The sequence below is a fragment of the Lysobacter brunescens genome, assembly GCF_042677005.1.
Classification (GTDB): Bacteria; Pseudomonadota; Gammaproteobacteria; order Xanthomonadales; family Xanthomonadaceae; genus Lysobacter_I; species Lysobacter_I brunescens.
The window spans coordinates 240786-258461 of record NZ_JBHTIF010000001.1; the positions used below are offsets into that span (position 1 = coordinate 240786).

Below are 17676 nucleotides of genomic sequence, written 5' to 3' on the forward strand. Positions count from 1 at the left end.
GAGCATGGAGAGCAAGCGATGGCAGGCGGGCATGGACGCGGGCGCATGGGCAGGACGGGACGGGCCGACAACGGGCGCGGCGGATCGGGCACCCCGTCGCCGGCGATGCGGGATGCGACACGGGGTGGCACGCAAGCCGCGCCGACGCGCTGTTCGCCCCTGGGCGACTCGCACGCATCGCAGCTGCAGGCCGTGCTCGGCTATCGCGCGAAGGCCCTGCTGGCCGAACTCGAACAGCCGCACGGGCATCGCCAGGCCCGCGCAGGCACCACCCTGGCCGACCGCCTGACGCCGACCACCGCCGCCCTGTTGCGCTGGTGGTTCGCCAGCGCGATCTCGCGCACGCGCGAGGACAACTTCCACCCCGGGCAGCGCGAAGCGATCCTGCATGTCGTGCTCGCGCACGAGGTGTTCGGGGAGTGCGATCCGCAGCGCCTGTCGCAGCTGGCGGGCATGGCCGACCCGGCGCCCATGGCATCGCCCGCCGCAGCGCCCGCGACGCCGCGCGACATGCGCCTGAGCCTGCGCAGCGCGCCGGCCTGCGGCCAGCGCTGGGTGCTGCAGGCCCTGCTGGTCTGGCAGTGGGCGAACCACATGGCTGCACGCGCCGCCGGTCGTGAGGACCCGCGCTTCAGCGACCGGTTCTCGGTGCTGGTGCCGGCGGCGCACCGCCAGCACTGGGAAGACGCCCTGCTCGGCCCGGTCGCCGTGGCCGGGCTGCGCACGGTCGGCGACACGAGCGTGCTGCGGCGGATGCGCCTGTTCCTGCCTCCGGCGTTGCGCGCGCCGTTCCGGTTCTGGCTGTTGATGCAGGCCTGCGCAGGCGACGCCCTGCGCGTGCTGGCCGAAGACGCGACGGGGGCCACCGCGAGGCTGGTCGCCGGGCGCGGCCCGCGCCTGGCCTGCGGGCTGCCCGCGCCCGTGTTCACCGGCACCGGCGCGGTGCCGCTGCAGGCACCGCCGAGCCTGCGCGTGGCCTGGCTGGACAACGCGCAGGCGCACTCCGATGCCGAGGACGCACGCCACGGCGCCTGCATCGCCGACTTCGGCCATGCGCGCGCGATCCGCTACGGCGTCGCGAAACTGCCGGTGCTCGCCTGCGCCGCATCGCACCTGCCGCTGCGCCATGCAGCAGCGCCGGACCCCGTCGGGCGGCGCGGCGCGCGTCCGATGCTGCGTCGCGATCACAGCGCACAGCTGCGCCTGGGCCTGCGCGCGCTCTCGCAGCGGACCGCCGGCTTCGCATCGATCGATCCCGACCGGACACCACGCATGCGCGTGCTCTGCGATAGCCCGGACCTGCTGCGCGCAGCCCGGTCACGCCTGCGAGGCATGGGCGTGGATGCCGGCGCAGGGCCGGATCGCACGCGCATCGACATGGGCTTCCTGTCGGCCTCGACGTCCTGCCCGCCACCCGATCCACGCGTCTGCGTGCTGGTGATCCTGCGCAGCCGGGTGCCCGGCGCCGGGGAACGCGCACCCGCGCAGGCCCTGGGCATGCCGGCGCTGTGGCCGGAACCGGAGCTGGCGCGGCTGCGTGCGGGCAATCGCGAACGCGCGGCCTTCGGCCAACCGCCGGACACCCTGCTGGACGTGCTCACGGTGGTCGAACATCGCGACGCGCTGCACCTGTATGCACCGTGGCGCCATCTCGGCCTGGCGGCGCTGGATCCGCGCCCGCCCGAGGCCGTGCCGCCGATCGGCGATGTCGTTGCGACAACGCTGCGACCGGATGCCGCCCGCTTCGAAATCATCCTGCCACCGATGTGCGCGGACATCGCGGCGCTGCAGACGCCCGAGCGCCTGACGGCCTTGCCGCGTCGCCTGCTGCGCGCCAGCCGCTCGCTGCCGGTGCACAAATCGATCCACACGCGCGCTGGATGGAACGAGGACGACAACGGCCTGCGACGCGGCTTCATCGAAGCGGCGGAACTCGACCCGCGCATCGACAGCCACTGCCTGCTCGATCCGCGACGCCAAGCCTGCCGCCATCGCGACACCCTGCTCGCGCTGGGCATGGACGGGCGTGGGCGCGTCGATGCGTTGGCCCGGACCGCGACGCATGTCTTCCTCATCGAATTCATGGCGGACCGGCCCGGCGGTACGGGGCAGGACGACGGCGGCGAGCGCGCACTGCGGCTGTGGCGACGCCGCACCAACACCCTGCCTGCCCAGCAGCGCGACCATCGGCTGTGGCGCCGGGTCAAGCTGCAGACACCGCTGTTCTGGTCGTGCAAGCGCCACGGCGTGCCGTTGAGCGCGCTGCTCGAAGCGCTGGCCGATACCCGCAGCCTGAGCGTGCCGAGCGTCGCACCGCCCCCGGCAAGCGGCCCGGTATCGCCGGCACCTGCAGGTTGAGCCTGCGCCCATGACGGCACCGCTCTGACAGCCCGCATCGGCGTCTGCTAGGCTGCGGCGGTCGACGAAAAGCCCCGGGGCGCGCATGGCGTACAACCAGTTCGAACTGCTGCGGCAACGCCGGTTCCTGCCGTTCTTCGTGGTCCAGTCGCTGGGCGCCTTCAACGACAACGTCTACCGCCAGGCCATCATCGGCCTGCTCGCGTCGATCGGGCTGTCGGCCAGCCAGCAGTCGCTGTACACCAACCTCGCGCCGGCGCTGTTCATCCTGCCGTTCTTCCTGTTCTCCGCCACCGCCGGGCAGATCGCCGAGAAGCTGGAGAAGTCGCGGCTGATCCGCATCACCACCACGATGGAGATCGTGATCATGTCGGTGGCGGCGGTGGGCTTCCTGCTGCAGAACATGCCGCTGCTCCTCGTCGCGCTGTTCGGCACCGGACTGCAGTCGGCGCTGTTCGGGCCGGTGAAATATTCGATCCTGCCCTCGGTGCTCAAGCCCGAGGAGCTGACCGGCGGCAATGGCCTGGTCGAGATGGGCACCTCGATCTCGATCCTCATCGGCATGTTCGCAGGCGGCCTGATCTTCGAACTGGCCGGCAGCCACGGCCCGGAAACCGCCGCAACCGCAATCGTGCTGCTCGCGATCGCCGGCAACCTCGTCAGCCGGATGATCCCGCCGGTGGACGCGGGCATGCCCGACCTCAAGGTCAACATCAATCCGATCCCCGAATCGCGCCGGGTGATGGCGCTGGCGAAGAAGCAGCCGGCGGTGCGCAACTCGATGCTCGGCGTGTCCTGGTTCTGGTTCTTCGGGACCATGCTGACCGCGCAGATGCTGACCTACGCACAGGTCAACCTCGGCGGCACGGCATCGCTGTACCTGCTGCCGCTGGCGCTGTTCTCGATCGGCACCGGCATCGGCTCGCTGCTGTGCGAGAAGCTGTCGGCGCGCACGGTCGAGATCGGCCTGGTCCCGCTGGGCGCGTTCGGCATGAGCGCGTTCCTGCTCGACCTGTACTTCGCGCGGCCCGACGCGGCCGTCGCCACCGGACTGACGCTCGCGGAATTCGTGCGCGCGCCGGGCAGCCTGCGGATCATGATCGACTTCACCGGCATCGGCCTGTTCGCCGGCATCTTCATCGTGCCGCTGTTCGCGCTGATCCAGAGTCGCACGCCGAAGCAGGAGATCTCGCGCGTCATCTCGGCGGTGAACATCCAGAACGCGATGTTCATCGTGCTCGCCGCGATCGCCGGCATCGCCCTGCAGATGGAATCGTTCAAGGTCGGCGACACCGTGGTGCCGATGCCCGGCTTGAGCATCCCGCAGCTGTTCCTGTGCCTGGCGATCGCCAACACCCTGGTCGCGATCTGGATCTTCACGATCGTGCCGGAATTCCTGATGCGCTTCCTCAGCTGGGTGCTGGTGCGGGCGCTGTACCGGCTGGAGCTGCACGGCATCGAGAAGCACGTGCCCGACGAAGGCCCGGCGCTGATCGTGTGCAACCACGTCACCTACATGGACGCGCTGATCCTCTCGGCGAGCATTCCGCGTCCGGTGCGCTTCGTCATGTACTACAGGATCTTCAACATCCCGGTGATGCGCTGGATCTTCCGCACCGGCAAGGCCATCCCGATCGCCGGAGCGAAGGAAGACCCGGAAATCATGCGCAAGGCCTTCGATGCGGTCGACGCCGCGCTGGCCGAAGGCGAGATCGTCTGCATCTTCCCCGAAGGCGCGCTGACCAAGGACGGCCAGATCGCCCCGTTCAAGGGCGGCGTGGAAAAGATCCTCGAACGCCGCCCGGTGCCGGTGGTGCCGATGGCACTGCGCAACATGTGGACGAGCATGTGGAGCAAGCGCGACGGACGCCTCGCCCGCATGCGCGTGCCGCGCCGCTTCCGCGCGCACATCCAGGTGGTCGCCGGCGAACCCGTGCCCGGGCGCGAGGCCAGCGCCGCCGCGCTCGAAGCCCGCGTCCGCGCGCTGCGCGGCGACGCGGCCTGAGCGCCCGTCCCGCGCCACCATCGATGGCCGATCCGTACGCAAGCGTTTGCGCTGCGCCGCGGATTCGGCACAATGCAGGCTGAACATCCGCCTCCGGGCGCCCACCATCCTCATCACGGAGAGTCCGCATGAACGCGTATAGCGCGCCCGGCAAGATCCCGAACCACCTCGCATGGGCCATCGTGTCCACGATCTTCAGCTTCTGCCTGTGCTGCGGCATCCCGGGCCTGTTCACCGGCATCGCCGCGATCGTGTTCGCCGCCAAGGTGAACTCGAAGTTGAACGCGGGCGACCTCGATGGCGCACGCCAGGCCTCGAACACGGCCAAGATCCTGTGCTGGATCACCACCGCCTGCGCGATCATCGGCATCGGCTACGCGATCTTCAACATTTCCACGCTCGGCATGGACGGCTTCCGCGAAGCGATCGAACAGGGCATCCAGGAAGCCCAGCGCAACCAGGGCGGCTGATCGATGCAGGCACACGCCACGACGCCCTCGACGAAGGTGGTCGTCGCGCAGGCGACGGCGCTCGCGGTCGCGGGCGTCGCCGGCGTGCTGCTGCTGCGCGTCTTCGACCCGGTCGCCAACAGCGGCCTGTTCCCGCAATGCCCGTTCCACGCGCTGACCGGCGGCTGGTGCATCGGCTGCGGGATGACCCGCGCCCTGCACGCGCTGGCCCACTTCGACCTGCCGCGCGCGTTCTCGATGAACCCGCTGATGGTGCTGTTGCTGCTGCTGTCGCCGGCGATGCTGGCCTGGTACTGGGGCTGGCGCCCGCGCGCGCTCGCGCCGCTGATGCGGCTGATGGGCGAGCCGAAGTTCTGGCTGGTGCTGCTGCCTGGCTACATGTTGCTGCGCAACCTGCCGTGGTGGCCGTTCACGCTGCTCGCGCCCGGCTGACGCGGCAGCGTTCATCGACGAGCGATTAACGTGCCGGACATGCCTGCCGTCCTTCGCCTGTCCTTCGCCGCGTGCCTGCTGTCCGCCGCGTCCCTCCTGCCTGTTCCGTCCACGAACGCACAGACACCCAAGCTCAACCGCTGCGTGGCGCCCAACGGCGACACCGTCTATACCGACCGGCGCTGCGACGAGATCGGCGCGCAATCGCGCAGCCTGCGCTCGCCGACCGGCGCCACCCTGTCCACGCGGCGCATGGCCTGCGCGCGCACGCTCCAGGACCTGGTCCACGAGATCTCGGCCGCGATCGACAACCGCGACGCGAACCGTCTCGGCGCGGTCTATCACTGGGTCGGCCACGACGATGCCAGCGGCGCCAAGGTCTACGACCGCCTGCAGGCCATCGTCGACCGACCGCTGGTCGACATCGCACCGCTGCGCGCCAGTGCGCCGGTGGAGGACGTCCCACCCATCGCGGCGCCATCGCCCGAATCGAACGCAGCGCTGCCCGCAGCGCCTGCGACGCCCGCCACGGCCGCCGAGACCGTCGGCACCGATGCGCCCCCGCCGCCAGGCCCCGTGCGTCGCGCGCCCTACGGCCTGCGCCTGCAGCAGACCCTGCGCAACAGCGCGACGCCGTCGCGCACCGACCTGCGGCTCCAGCGCCATTTCGACTGCTGGTGGATCACGTTCTGAGACAGTGATCGCGGCGCCGGCCGCGATGCTGCGCTGCAGCTTGCACCGGCCTCACGGGCGTGAAAACCATGCCGCCGGGCAAGGGGTCCGGGCCGGCATTCCACAACACCACCATTCGCTTCGGTATCGCACCCTTCGGCCTGGGCGCCGCGGTGCCGGAGATCAGGGAGAGATCGACCGATGAAGCGTTCCATTCTGTTCACCGCGCTCGGCGCGGTGGCGCTGCTTGGCCTTGCCGCAACCGCGACCCAGGCCGCACGCACCCCGCTGTTCACCGCATCGAAGGCCGCCGCCGGCATCACCGGCGATGTCAGCTACCGCGCGCTGTCCGACAACCGCGCCACCGAATCGCTGCAGATCGTGCGCGCCGATGCCGGCATGATCAACGCGAACGCCGAGCGCCTGCCGCTCGGCCTGGGCGACATGGGCACCGCGTATCGCCAGTACAGCAAGCGCAATCCCGACGGCACCGAGGTGTGGTACGGCACGCTGGGCAAGGGCTTCGGCCTGGCCGACGCGCTGCGCCACAAGGCCACCGGCGAAATCGCCGATGACCCGAACAATTCGGTGATGATCGTGCGCAACGGCGACAAGCTGACCGGCACGATCCGCTCGAAGGGCCAGCTCTACAGCCTGCGCCCGCTGCGTTCCGGCGGCCATGCCATCGTGCGCGTCAACGAGGCGAAGATGCCGGCCGACCACCCGGCCGCGTATGCCGGCCTGCCGCGCATCGAGATGGGCAATGCGCTGAAGACCAACGGCCGCGCCAGCATCGCCGCCAGCACGATCCGCGTGCTCGTTGCCTACACGCCATCGGCCGCCACCGCCAGCGGCGACATCACCGGCCTGATCAATCTCGCCATCGCCGAGACCAACCAGGGTTATGCGAACAGCGGCGTCGACATCAGCGTCCAGCTGGCCTCCTCGGTGCGCGTGACGTACACCGAATCCGGCAGCTTCAGCACCGACCTGTCGCGCTTCCGCGGCACGACCGACGGCTACATGGATTCGATCCACACCACCCGCAACAGCACCGCTGCCGACGTCGGCGTGCTGGTCATCAACAACAGCTCGTCCTGCGGCCTGGCCTCGGGTATCGGTTCGTCGGCATCGACCGCGTTCGCGGCGGTGCACTGGAGCTGCGCCACGGGCTACTACTCGTTCGGCCACGAAATCGGCCACCTGCAGTCCGCACGCCACGACATCGCCACCGACGGCTCGCTGACGCCGTACGCCTATGGTCACGGCTACCGTTCGCCGACGAATGCCTGGCGCACGATCATGGCCTACAACTGCACGTCGAGCTGCCCGCGCATCAACTACTGGTCCAACCCCGCCAAGACCTACGGCGGCCAGGCCATGGGCAGCACCACGCGTGCGCACAACCAGCGCGTGCTCAACACCACGGCCGCGACCATCGCCGCATTCCGCTGAGACGGCACGATGCCTCGCCGACGCGCGAGTGCATCGATCACGAAGACGGGGCCTCATGGCCCCGTCTTCGCGTTGCGGCGACGTTTTTTCTCGCGCGGATACGCTGAAAAAGCACGACACAGGACACGGCGCACCACCTGACGAACGGTGCTTGCGGGCCTGCGCCTGCGCGCGCAGGATCGTCACGGGCAAGGCGTACGGGCCATCCTCATCACGGATCGAGCACCTGGAACTGCCCATCGCATCACGGCTCGGACGCCGCAGTTCCTGGTTGCAGGGAGACGCAACGCATGAAACGTTCCATCCTCTTCGTCGGCATCGCAGGCATCGTCGCGCTCGGCCTGGGCGCCGCCGCCACGCAGGCCGCGCGCAATCCGCTGTTTTCCTCGACGACGCTCTCGGCCAGGTCGGCGAACGTCGCCGGCGACGCCGGTTACCGCGCGCTGTCGAGCAATCGCGCCACCACCTCGCTGCGCGTGGTGCAGGCCGACGCCAGCCTGATCGGCGACCAGACCGACGTACTGCCGCTGGGCCTGGGCGACCTGGGCACGGCGTTCAGGCAGTACAGCCGCCGCAATCCGGACGGCACGCAGGTGTGGTACGGCACGCTGGGCAAGCGCTTCGGCCTCGTCGACACGCTGCGCTACAAGGCCACCGGCGAAATCGCCGACGACCCGAACAATTCGGTGATGATCGTGCGCCAAGGCAACCAGATGTCCGGCACCATCCGCGCCAACGGCCAGCTCTACACGCTGCAGCCGCTGGCGAAGGGCGGCGGCCACGTGATCGCGCGCATCGACGAATCGCGCATGCCGGCCGACCATCCTGCCGCCTACACCGACATGTGGCGCGCATCGCTCGCCGAACATCCGCAGGTGAAGGCCGCGACGACGCGCGCCACCGCCCTCGCGCCGGTCACCGTGCGCGTGATGGTCGTCTTCAGCACCGCCGCCGCGACCGCCGTGGGCAACACCACGACCAAGGCCAACCTGGCGATTTCCGAAAGCAACCAGAGCTTCGCCAACAGCGGCGCGAACATGAGCTTCCAGCTCGCCGGCGTGTACACCGCGAACTACGTCAACTCCACGTTCGACACCGACCTCAGCCGCTTCCGCGGCACGACCGACGGCTATCTCGACAGCTACCACACCACGCGCAACAACATCGCCGCCGACGTAGCCGTGCTGATCACCACCAACACCCAGTACTGCGGCCTCGGCTACCTCAACTCGACCGCGGCGACCGCATTCAGCGTGACCGCGGCCTCGTGCATGACCGGCTATTACTCGTTCGCGCACGAGATCGGCCACAACTTCGGCGCGCGCCACGATCCCGCCACCGATCCGTCGACGACGCCGGTCGCCTATGCGCACGGCTACCGTTCGCCGACGAATGCCTGGCGCACGATCATGGCCTACAACTGCACCAACGCCGGTGGCTGCCCGCGCATCAACTACTGGTCCAACCCGGCGAAGACCTACAACGGCCAGGCCATGGGCACCGCCGCCACCAGCAACAACACGCGCCAGCTCAACGAGCGCGTGGCCACGGTCGCCGCGTTCCGCTGATCCCGGACGCAGCATCCGCGGTATACGAAACGGGGCCGCAAGGCCCCGTTTCCGTGATCCGGACCGGCGGCGCACTGTGTGCCGGGCGGCCATTGGCCTAAAATTGCGCTTTCCCTCGACCCGCGGACACCGACATGGCGCAGCAATACCCCCAATGGATCTGGCACAACGGCAAGATCAAGCCCTGGGCCGAAGCCACCACCCACGTCATGTCGCACGCGCTGCACTACGGCTCGTCGGTGTTCGAAGGCATCCGCTGCTACGACACCCCCGACGGCCCGGTGATCTTCCGCCTCAACGACCACAACAAGCGCCTGTTCGCCTCGGCGAAGATCTACGACATGGCCATGCCCTACGGCCTGGACGAGCTCAACGCCGCCTGCCGCGAGGTCATCAAGGCCAACGACTTCACCACCGACTACCTGCGCCCGGTCGCCTATCGCGGCCTCGGCGGCTTCGGCCTCTCCGCCGACACACCGACCGACGTCGCCGTCGCGACCTGGAAGATGGGCCAGTACCTCGGCGCCGAAGTGCTGGAAGCCGGCATCGACGCCTGCGTCTCCAGCTGGCAGCGCTTCGCCCCGAACACCATCCCGGCCGGCGCCAAGGCCGGCGGCAACTACCTCTCCGGCCAGCTGGTCGCGCGCGAAGCGCGTCGCCTCGGCTTCGGCGAAGGCATCGCCCTCGCCTCGACCGGCCTGCTCAGCGAAGGCGCGGGCGAGAACCTGTTCCTCGTCTTCGACGGCGCGCTGCACACCACCCCGGTCAGCGCCGCGCTGCTCAACGGCCTGACCCGCAACACGATCATCACCCTCGCCCGCGACAACGGCATCGAGGTGATCGAACGCGACCTGCCGCGCGAATACCTCTACCTCTGCGACGAGCTGTTCATGTGCGGCACCGCCGCCGAACTGACCCCGATCCGCTCGGTCGACGCCCGCCAGGTCGGCACCGGCAAGCCCGGCCCCGTCACCCGCCGCCTGCAGGACCTGTTCTTCGGACTGTTCAACGGCAAGACCCCGGACAAGTACGGGTGGCTGGAGCGGGTGTAAGACATCGCCCATGACGAACTATCTCGCGCGCTACCTCGCCGGTGAACATGTGCAGGTCACGCGCGAGTTGTCTCGACTCGCCCCATGCTCCGAAGTCTTGCGCGCGGAAGCATGGGGTATCGCAGAGGCAGCCATGTCGCGTGTCGCGCACAACTGCCGCCTGATCGCCGATCGCCTGAGCCGTCGGGGCTATCTCTTTTCCGTCTATTGCGATGACGAAGACGATGGTGGTCCTCAACCGCCCATCACTCCGTTCGATTCACAGAATGCCGGCATGATCGATCGTCTTGCGGCACGATTCGGCCCGCTGCCGATCACGCTGGAATGTTTCTGGCGCACCGTGGGTGACGTCGCATTCACCGGCAAACACCCCGACTTCCCGGGCATGCTGGACCCGCTGGTCGTCTATCCGGTCGAGGCGCTGCTCGAAGAGGCGGAGTACGCCGAACGCGAAGACGATGGATGTTTCCATTTCGCACTGTCACCAGACGACCTGCACAAGGATAACGTCAGCGGCGGCATGCCGTACTCGGTCGCGCTGCCACAAGGCACATTCGACTTTCGCTTGATGCATGAAGGTCGGGATATGGATTTCCTCGACTATCTTCGCGATGTGATCCTCGTGCGCGGTGGTTTCGGTGGAGTGGATATCGCCCATCCGGCGGGCGTGCCTCTCGCCGAGCTGACAATGGAACTCAAGCCCTTCTGAGCGTTTCCGGGCTTGGGGTACAAGTCGGCCGGCACATTGTTTGATACCGCCCGACCGATATCAGCCACCGAATTCCAGCGTCGCCACCACGCCCCTCTCCTCGCCGGGCACCACGCGCACGCGCCAGCCGTAGAGCGCGCAGAGGCGACGCACGATCGACAGGCCGATGCCGCCGCCCTGGGTGTGCTCGGCATGGCTGCCGCGATAGCCGCGTTCGAACAGGCGCGCGGCGTCCTCGGCGCTGAGTCCTGGGCCACTGTCGATCACGTCGACGGCGCGTGCACGCAGGCGCACGACCACGTCGCCCTGCAGCGTGTATTTCACCGCGTTGCCGATCAGGTTGCTCAGCGCCACCGTCACCGCAGCGTCGGGGGCATCGACGATCACCGGGCCCTGCGTGTCGTCCACGCGCAACACCAGCGGCTTGCCCATCAGCTGACCGCGATGCGCATCGAGCAGCTGTTCGGCAAGCTTGCCGACATCCGCCGCACCATGGCCGCGTTCGTTGCGCGACAGCAGCAGCAGCGCGCCGATCAGGTCGGTGCACTGCTGCTCGGCGCGCTGGATGCGCTGCAGGCGCGTGCGCGTCTTGTCGTCGAGATCCGACTTGGCGAGCAGCAGTTCCGCCGCGCCGCGGATCACCGCCAGCGGCGTGCGCAGTTCATGGCTGACATCGGCGTTGAATTCGCGGTCGCGCTTGACCACGTCGGTCAGGCGCTCGGCGTAGTCGTCCAGCGCCTTCGCCAGCTCGCCGACTTCGTCCTCGGCGAAGTGCGACGCCAAGGCCTCGGGCTCGCTGCTGCGCCCGGAGCGGCGCAGGCGACGCGCCAGTTCGGTGACCGGGCTCATGACCCGCGATGCGGCCCACCAGCCGACCAGCAGCGAGAACGCGGTGAACAGGATCACGGAACCGAAGATCGCGCGATTGAACTGCGCCTCGCCGCGGCTGGCGCGGGTCATGTCGTAGGCGAGGAAGAACCACGCGTCCGGCGTCTTGCGCACCGCGAGCTTGTACGAGAACGGGCTGCCGTCGGAATTCTGTCCGCTGAGGCGGTGGATGCCATCGCCCAGCACCGACCACTCCGGATACTCCTGACGCACGCGGTCGAACTTGTCCGCGCTGAACGCGTAGGCGCGGATCTGCTCGACGGGCACGTCCGGGCTGCGATCCGGGTCGGCGTAATAACGCCGCGCGAATTCGTTGATGTTCTGGTTCATCACATCTTCGACCAGCGCGTTCTCGACCCGGTTGCGGGTCCATTGCGTGGCGAAGGCGAACAGGCTGGTGAGCCCGAACCCCAGCAGCAGGAAGGACAGGATGATGCGGCTGCGCAGCCGCCGGCGGTAGGTGGGGCGCGCGCGACGCGGCGCGGGTCGATCAGCTGCCGGCATCGGGAACGGCGATGCGGTAGCCGATGCCGTGGCGGGTCTGGATCAGCGGCGCGCCGAACGGCTTGTCGACCACGGCGCGCAGGCCGTGGATGTGCACGCGCAGGCTGTCGGAATCCGGCAGCTCCTCGCCCCACACGCGCGTTTCCAGCTCCTGCCGGGTGACCACCGCCGGCGAGGCTTCCATCAGCGCCTGCAGGATCTTCAGCGCGGTCGGGTTGAGCTGCAGCAGCTTGCCCTGGCGGCGCACTTCGAGGGTGTCGAGGTTGTATTCGAGGTCGCCGACGCTCAGCTCCCGCGACTGCGTGCCCTTGCCGCGCCGCGCCAGCGCGTTGAGGCGGACTTCCACCTCCTGCAGCGCGAAGGGCTTGATGAGGTAGTCGTCGGCGCCGGAATCGAAACCGGCGATCTTGTTGTCCAGGCTGTCGCGTGCGGTGAGCATCAGCACCGGGGTCTGCTTGCGGGCCTCGCCGCGCAGCTTGCGGCAGACCTCCAGGCCATCCATGCCCGGCAGGTTCAGGTCCAGCACGATCGCGTCGAAGTCGTGGACCACCGCGAGGTGGAGGCCGGTGATGCCGTCCGCGGCGAAATCGATGGTGTGGCCACGGTCCTCCAGGTAGTCACCGAGGTTGGCGGCGATGTCCTGGTTGTCTTCGATCACGAGAATGCGCATGGGCGTTGGAATCCTCCGGAGTTGTGCTCAGACCGGCCGCATCGCGATCGGTTCCATGGCGACGGGATGTGGCCGCGCGACATCGAGCGGCGCGGCGACGACCCTGACCGCATTCTGGCACAGCGTTCGCGCCGCCCGCGATGCATCGAAACCTCGCGGGCGGCACAGGAAAAAAGCGGCCCGGCGATGTGCACCGCCGGGCCGAACATTCGGTTGTTACCCCGATTACCGGTTCTGCATCTGGCACCTGACGAGGATGGCGGGATGGACAGACATCGGCCCGCACACGCTACGCCCGGTTCGATTAAAGCCCTGTTAAAGCCCCGTGACAGGCGACCGGACGCCAGCGACAGCGTCGCTCATCACCGGGCGGGCACCTGGGCTTTTCCCGACTATTTGGCGCCGTTCACAAGCAATTCGACGATCTTGCCGGCAATGTCGACCCCAGTGGCCGCCTCGATCCCCTCGAGCCCGGGCGAGGCGTTGACCTCCAGCACCAGCGGTCCCCGGTGGGCGCGGATCAGGTCCACGCCGGCCACGCCGAGTCCGAGCACCTTCGCGGCGCGGATCGCCACCCGGCATTCGTCCTCGCTGGGCTCGACCGGTTCGGCGGTGCCGCCCCGATGCAGGTTCGAACGGAAATCGCCCTTCGGCGCCTGCCGGCGCATGCCCGCGACCACTTCGTCGCCGACCACGAAGCAGCGCAGGTCCGCGCCCTCGGCCTCGGCGATGAACTCCTGCACCAGGAAGTTGGCGTACAGCCCGCGCAGGGTCTCGACCACGCTGCGCGAGGCCGACGGCTTCTCGGTCAGGATCACCCCCGCGCCCTGCGAACTCTCGTTGAGCTTCACCACGTGCGGCGGCGGCCCCAGCATCGACAGCAGGTCGATGGTGTCGTCGGGGTTGTCGCCGAACACGGTCGCCGGCATGCCGATGCCCTGCGCCGCCAGCAACTGGTGCGCGCGCAGCTTGTCGCGCGCCCGGGCGATCGCATCGGCCCGGTTCGGCGTGTAGCTGCCCATCAGCTCGAACTGGTGCAGCACCGCCGTGCCGTAACGCGTGATCGAGGCCCCGATGCGCGGCAGCACCGCGTCGTAGCCCGAGATCGACCGCCCCTTGTAGTGCATGTCGAACCCGTCCGACGCGATGCGCATGTAGCAGCGCAGCGGATCGAGCACGCGCGCGCTGTGCCCACGGTCGCGCGCGGCCTCCACCAGTCGACAGGTCGAGTACAGCTTGGCGTTGCGGGAGAGGATGGCGAATTTCATGCACGGGATCCGCTGCGGCGACGGCCGCAGCTTGCTGCGGGAATGATGACAGTTCCTGCGCAGTGGCAGCACTGCCGGGCAACATCGGTTCCTGCGCACGACTCCCGAGGGCCACGAAAGGCACGGGTGGCGCGACGCCGACCGCATCACATTCCGCACCACGGGATGACATCCGGACCAAGGGGACGGGAGCGGACGCGCGCCTTTCGTGCCCATGCGCCCATGCCCGCTGGATGCCGGGCGCGCGCTTGCACTGATGCGGAGGAGACCTGCATCCCTGCATCACACACGACAACGGCGCCCTCCGAAGAGGGCGCCGTTGTCGTGTGCATCTGGAGCGGGTGATGGGAATCGAACCCACGTTAGCAGCTTGGGAAGCTGCAGTTCTACCATTGAACTACACCCGCGATGGCGTGCAGTTTAGCCGCTGCGGCGCCCTTCGCAAACCGTGTGGCGCGCGAAGGGCGGCGCGGGCGTCGGTCAGAACTTCTTGCCGAAGGTGGCGTACAGGGTGGCGTCGTTGCCGCGGCCCTGCGAGGTGGTGGCGGTCATGCCGATGTCGGCGTCCAGGCCGAACAGTTCGGTGCGGGCGCCGAGCTGCAGGGTCGCGTAGCTGTCGTCGAACTCCAGGCCCGGGACGGCGTAGGGCAGCGAGCCGGCGATGGACTGGGCGCGGGCGAAGGCTTCCTTCGGCTGCTCTTCGGTCTCGTGGTCCCAGGTCAGGCGGGCGTACGGCTTCAGGTGATCGTTGATGCGGTACGTGGCCTGCCAGCCGGCGCTGACCAGCAGCGAGTCGTATTCCTGGTCCGGGTAGGCGAGCGAGGTGGACAGCGCGGCGTCGTTCTCGGCGTAGCCGTCGACATCGATCTGCTGGGCCAGCACGCCGATGACCGGGCCGTGGGTCAGGGCTTCGCCCTTGAACTGGAAGCCGGCCTGCACGCCGAAGGTGATGTTGCTGCCGTCCGGCGAGCCGGTGTGGCTGCGCTTGGACGGGCCGAGCCAGACTTCGCGGTCGACGTCGTAGCTGATGTGGGTGTAGCTCAGCTGGGCGTTGACCCAGGCGCGCTCGCCGTACCAGCCGGCGAAGCCGCCGAGGGTAGCGTCGATGTGGTCGAAGTCGCCGCGGCGCTGGCCCCAGGTCTGGGCGTTGCGGCCGACGCCGGCGAAGGCGCCGTAGACGAAGTTGCCGCTCGTCCAGTCGACGCCGCCGGTGAGGGCCGGGCCGACGCCGTCGTACAGCAGGCCTTCGTCTGCATCGCCGCCCTTGTAGCGCTGGAAGTCGCCACGGGTGTCGAGCCACCAGCGCATGCCGTCGCCTTCGGGCTTGCCGGCGAGGTGGCCGGCGACGCGTTCTGCACGGGCGCGGCCGACCACGGCTTCGGCGTGCGGCAGCACGGCGATCTGGCGCGGGGCTTCCAGCACCGAGACCACGTACTGCGCAAGGATTTCATGGGTGCGGCTGGTCGGATGCACGCCATCGGCGAACAGGTAGGAGCTGGCCGCGTCCGGGCTGACGTAGCTGGTCGGGTTGCAGGTCAGCGAGTTGGCGGTGATCTGCGGCTGGCAGGCGGTGCCGGTGACGTTGGCGAAGCCGTAGGCCGCCGGCGAGGCGATGATCTCGCGCAGCAGGTTGAAGGTGTCGATCGGGATCACGCGCAGGCCGGCGCTGGACAGGCCGCCGAACAGGGCGTTGTTATAGGTGGTGGTCAGCGCGGTGCCGGAGGCCTGGGCCGCCGGGCCGAGAGCGCGGAAGGCCGGGGAGGCACCGAGGTCAGGGATGGTCGGCACGAGGATGTAGCGCGCGCCGGCGTTCTGCAGCTGGCCGACCAGGCCGATCTGCGCAGTCACGGCCGCCGGGATGACGACATTCGGATCGGCGCCGCCGTTGGTGACGGCGAACAGGTCGTTCGCGCCGCCCCAGACGGTGTACAGCGCGCGGCTGTCGGCGCGGCCGCCGTTGGCGGTGAGGTAGTTGTTGACCTGGGTGGCGAGCGAGGGGATCGGGCCGAGAGCACCGGTGCTGTTCACACCGACGCGGGCGCCACCGGCGGCGTAGTTGGTGCCGGTCTGGCCGTTGCCGTTGGCATCGGCGCGGGTGCCGTAGAACTCGGCGAGGTACTGCGCCCAGACCTGGCCGGGATTGGTGGTGAACTGGCCGGTCACCGGGCGCACGCTCAACGGCAGCAGCGGACGGAAGAAGCCGGCGTCGGTCAGGCTGTCGCCGAAGAACACGGTCTGCGTGTACGGGCCGGCGGCGAAAGCCGGCGTGGCCGCAGCCGCGGTGGCGGCGAGCACGGCAGTGGCGAGCAGGCTGCGGATGGGCCGCTTGGCCGCGCGTTGGTTGGACATGAATCCCTCTCCCGGTATGGGTCGTTCTAGTTGGAATGAGGGCCAATACGGCCCCGGATGGTGACGGAATCGTTTCAGAAAGGCATCGGCGACTCAAGTGCAGGAAGGCCATGATGCCCGGGATCGCTGGGCAGCCGCCGCGCCCGCGCGCGACAATGCTGCCATGAACATCCGACTGAACGGCGAACCGCTCGCCCTGCCCGCATCCTGCACCGTCACCGAACTGCTCGCCGCCCAGGGCCTGGCCGAACGCCGGGTCGCCGTGGAGGTGAACGGCGAGATCATCCCGCGCGGGCGCCACGCCGGCCACCAGCTCGCCGACGGCGACGTGGTCGAGATCGTCCACGCGCTGGGAGGTGGGTGAGGTAAGCCGCTTTCGAGATGCCCCACGGCATCTCGAGGCGAACCGAACGGGCGCGCCGGGAGCGCGCCACGGGCCATCCGGAGCCTGATGCCCTGCGCCATGGATGGCACCGACAACTGCAGAAGCACGACGATGGCCTATCGCCATCGGCTGCGAGACCGAACGCCCGGCCATGGGTGAGACGAAGGCGCTTGCGAGGCACTGCCTCGCGCCTTCGACGAACGCACCGCGCGCTGCGCGGGGCCGGACTGGCCGGGCCGGACGATCCGAAGCCCATACCGTCGCGCCATGCATGGCATCGACTGACCCGCTCTTGCAGAGCGGAGCGCAGCGCTGCTGCACGGCGAACACCCTAGACGGCGCCGCGGCCCCGGCGCGCCACTCGAATGGCATTACCGCTGAAAAGCCGGTGCGCCGAGGCGCACCCTATGCCGCCTCCAGAGTGATGAAGCGGAGCTGCGCTCCGCTCTACAAGGGCCATACCCATGCGGTTCCGGCACGGCATCAGGCCGAGAGCTTGCTTGACGACATTTACCTTTCGTCATAAAGTAATCGGCATATGGCTAACGACACGACTGACGAACAGATCCTCAAGGGCCTGCTGGACACCCTGGTGATGCACGTGCTGCAGGACGGCCCGAACTACGGGTTCGGCATCCGCGAACGGCTCGACCACGTGCTCGGCACGGACTCGGGCATGGTCAAGGAAGCCACGCTCTATCCGTTGCTGCACCGGCTGGAGCGCAACGGCCTGCTCGCCTCGCATCACGAACCGGGCGAGCGCGGCAGCCCGCGCAAGTACTACCGCCTCACGCCCGACGGCAAGGCCTTCCTCGCCCGCCGCGTCGCCGAATGGCGGCGGGTCGCGGCGCTGCTTCACCGGACCATCCTCGACTGACAAAGGCGCAAGAC

Annotated in this window: 15 protein-coding genes and 1 tRNA gene; 11 read left to right on the forward strand and 5 right to left on the reverse strand. The window is 68.8% G+C overall.

All coding sequences use genetic code 11. The features are described 5' to 3' along the window. Positions 1-45: 45 nt before the first annotated feature. The 9 genes from ACFQ0E_RS01070 to ACFQ0E_RS01110 all read left to right on the forward strand — a co-directional run bounded on the left by ACFQ0E_RS01070 (position 46) and on the right by ACFQ0E_RS01110 (position 10721). Positions 46-2358: a hypothetical protein gene (locus ACFQ0E_RS01070; RefSeq protein ID WP_386821854.1), complete on the forward strand. Its 2313-nt coding sequence runs from the start codon at positions 46-48 to the stop codon at positions 2356-2358. An 85-nt stretch (positions 2359-2443) separates the two neighbouring features. Beyond that, positions 2444-4363, forward strand: a complete 1920-nt coding sequence (locus ACFQ0E_RS01075) for an MFS transporter (protein WP_386821855.1) — start codon at positions 2444-2446, stop codon at positions 4361-4363. A gap of 128 nt (positions 4364-4491) precedes the next feature. Next, positions 4492-4833 (forward strand): CD225/dispanin family protein, encoded by a 342-nt coding sequence (locus ACFQ0E_RS01080; RefSeq protein WP_386821856.1) that lies wholly within the window; start codon positions 4492-4494, stop codon positions 4831-4833. Between the two features lie 3 nt (positions 4834-4836). Beyond that, the gene (locus tag ACFQ0E_RS01085; RefSeq protein ID WP_386821857.1) at positions 4837-5265 is read left to right on the forward strand and encodes a DUF2752 domain-containing protein; all 429 of its coding nucleotides are present in this window, start codon (positions 4837-4839) and stop codon (positions 5263-5265) included. A 39-nt stretch (positions 5266-5304) separates the two neighbouring features. Next, on the forward strand, positions 5305-5958 hold the full coding sequence (locus tag ACFQ0E_RS01090) for a hypothetical protein (protein ID WP_386821858.1): 654 nt from the start codon (positions 5305-5307) through the stop codon (positions 5956-5958). A gap of 180 nt (positions 5959-6138) precedes the next feature. Then, the gene (locus ACFQ0E_RS01095) at positions 6139-7392 is read left to right on the forward strand and encodes a M12 family metallo-peptidase (RefSeq protein WP_386821859.1); all 1254 of its coding nucleotides are present in this window, start codon (positions 6139-6141) and stop codon (positions 7390-7392) included. A 290-nt stretch (positions 7393-7682) separates the two neighbouring features. Beyond that, positions 7683-8960: a M12 family metallo-peptidase gene (locus ACFQ0E_RS01100; protein WP_386821860.1), complete on the forward strand. Its 1278-nt coding sequence runs from the start codon at positions 7683-7685 to the stop codon at positions 8958-8960. 134 nt (positions 8961-9094) lie between these two features. Next, a complete protein-coding gene (locus tag ACFQ0E_RS01105) occupies positions 9095-10012 on the forward strand; it encodes a branched-chain amino acid transaminase (RefSeq protein ID WP_386821861.1) in 918 nt (305 codons plus the stop codon). Positions 10013-10022: 10 nt separating this feature from the next. Continuing rightward, on the forward strand, positions 10023-10721 hold the full coding sequence (locus tag ACFQ0E_RS01110; RefSeq protein WP_386821862.1) for a hypothetical protein: 699 nt from the start codon (positions 10023-10025) through the stop codon (positions 10719-10721). Positions 10722-10781: 60 nt separating this feature from the next. Here the strand turns inward: ACFQ0E_RS01110 and ACFQ0E_RS01115 are convergent, their stop codons facing one another. From ACFQ0E_RS01115 to ACFQ0E_RS01135, 5 genes are all read right to left on the reverse strand, one after another. Next, complete coding sequence (locus ACFQ0E_RS01115; protein WP_386821863.1) at positions 10782-12113, reverse strand: sensor histidine kinase; 1332 nt, start codon at positions 12111-12113, stop codon at positions 10782-10784. Beyond that, positions 12100-12783: a response regulator transcription factor gene (locus tag ACFQ0E_RS01120; RefSeq protein ID WP_386821864.1), complete on the reverse strand. Its 684-nt coding sequence runs from the start codon at positions 12781-12783 to the stop codon at positions 12100-12102. Before ACFQ0E_RS01120 ends, ACFQ0E_RS01115 begins: the two co-directional genes overlap by 14 nt. Positions 12784-13175: 392 nt before the next feature. Next, positions 13176-14051: a 30S ribosomal protein S6--L-glutamate ligase gene (gene rimK / locus ACFQ0E_RS01125; RefSeq protein ID WP_386821865.1), complete on the reverse strand. Its 876-nt coding sequence runs from the start codon at positions 14049-14051 to the stop codon at positions 13176-13178. Positions 14052-14384: 333 nt separating this feature from the next. Further along, positions 14385-14458, reverse strand: a tRNA-Gly gene (locus ACFQ0E_RS01130). A gap of 73 nt (positions 14459-14531) precedes the next feature. After that, positions 14532-16400 (reverse strand): autotransporter domain-containing protein, encoded by a 1869-nt coding sequence (locus ACFQ0E_RS01135; RefSeq protein ID WP_386821866.1) that lies wholly within the window; start codon positions 16398-16400, stop codon positions 14532-14534. 163 nt (positions 16401-16563) lie between these two features. Between ACFQ0E_RS01135 and thiS the strand changes: the two genes are divergently transcribed. Both thiS and ACFQ0E_RS01145 read left to right on the forward strand, forming a co-directional pair. Next, a complete protein-coding gene (gene thiS, locus ACFQ0E_RS01140; protein ID WP_386821867.1) occupies positions 16564-16764 on the forward strand; it encodes a sulfur carrier protein ThiS in 201 nt (66 codons plus the stop codon). A 559-nt stretch (positions 16765-17323) separates the two neighbouring features. Beyond that, positions 17324-17662: a PadR family transcriptional regulator gene (locus tag ACFQ0E_RS01145; protein ID WP_386821868.1), complete on the forward strand. Its 339-nt coding sequence runs from the start codon at positions 17324-17326 to the stop codon at positions 17660-17662. The last annotated feature ends 14 nt before the right edge of the window (positions 17663-17676 follow it).

Excerpts from the sequence above, each read along its gene's own strand:
- thiS (WP_386821867.1), top strand. The coding sequence starts at position 16,564 with ATGAACATCCGACTGAACGGCGAACCGCTCGCCCTGCCCGCATCCTGC.
- ACFQ0E_RS01075 (WP_386821855.1), top strand. The coding sequence starts at position 2,444 with ATGGCGTACAACCAGTTCGAACTGCTGCGGCAACGCCGGTTCCTGCCG.
- ACFQ0E_RS01070 (WP_386821854.1), top strand. The coding sequence starts at position 46 with ATGGGCAGGACGGGACGGGCCGACAACGGGCGCGGCGGATCGGGCACC.
- ACFQ0E_RS01080 (WP_386821856.1), top strand. The coding sequence starts at position 4,492 with ATGAACGCGTATAGCGCGCCCGGCAAGATCCCGAACCACCTCGCATGG.
- ACFQ0E_RS01145 (WP_386821868.1), top strand. The coding sequence starts at position 17,324 with ATGGCTAACGACACGACTGACGAACAGATCCTCAAGGGCCTGCTGGAC.
- ACFQ0E_RS01090 (WP_386821858.1), top strand. The coding sequence starts at position 5,305 with ATGCCTGCCGTCCTTCGCCTGTCCTTCGCCGCGTGCCTGCTGTCCGCC.
- ACFQ0E_RS01110 (WP_386821862.1), top strand. The coding sequence starts at position 10,023 with ATGACGAACTATCTCGCGCGCTACCTCGCCGGTGAACATGTGCAGGTC.
- ACFQ0E_RS01095 (WP_386821859.1), top strand. The coding sequence starts at position 6,139 with ATGAAGCGTTCCATTCTGTTCACCGCGCTCGGCGCGGTGGCGCTGCTT.
- rimK (WP_386821865.1), bottom strand. The coding sequence starts at position 14,051 with ATGAAATTCGCCATCCTCTCCCGCAACGCCAAGCTGTACTCGACCTGT.
- ACFQ0E_RS01100 (WP_386821860.1), top strand. The coding sequence starts at position 7,683 with ATGAAACGTTCCATCCTCTTCGTCGGCATCGCAGGCATCGTCGCGCTC.
- ACFQ0E_RS01135 (WP_386821866.1), bottom strand. The coding sequence starts at position 16,400 with ATGTCCAACCAACGCGCGGCCAAGCGGCCCATCCGCAGCCTGCTCGCC.
- ACFQ0E_RS01085 (WP_386821857.1), top strand. The coding sequence starts at position 4,837 with ATGCAGGCACACGCCACGACGCCCTCGACGAAGGTGGTCGTCGCGCAG.
- ACFQ0E_RS01120 (WP_386821864.1), bottom strand. The coding sequence starts at position 12,783 with ATGCGCATTCTCGTGATCGAAGACAACCAGGACATCGCCGCCAACCTC.
- ACFQ0E_RS01105 (WP_386821861.1), top strand. The coding sequence starts at position 9,095 with ATGGCGCAGCAATACCCCCAATGGATCTGGCACAACGGCAAGATCAAG.
- ACFQ0E_RS01115 (WP_386821863.1), bottom strand. The coding sequence starts at position 12,113 with ATGCCGGCAGCTGATCGACCCGCGCCGCGTCGCGCGCGCCCCACCTAC.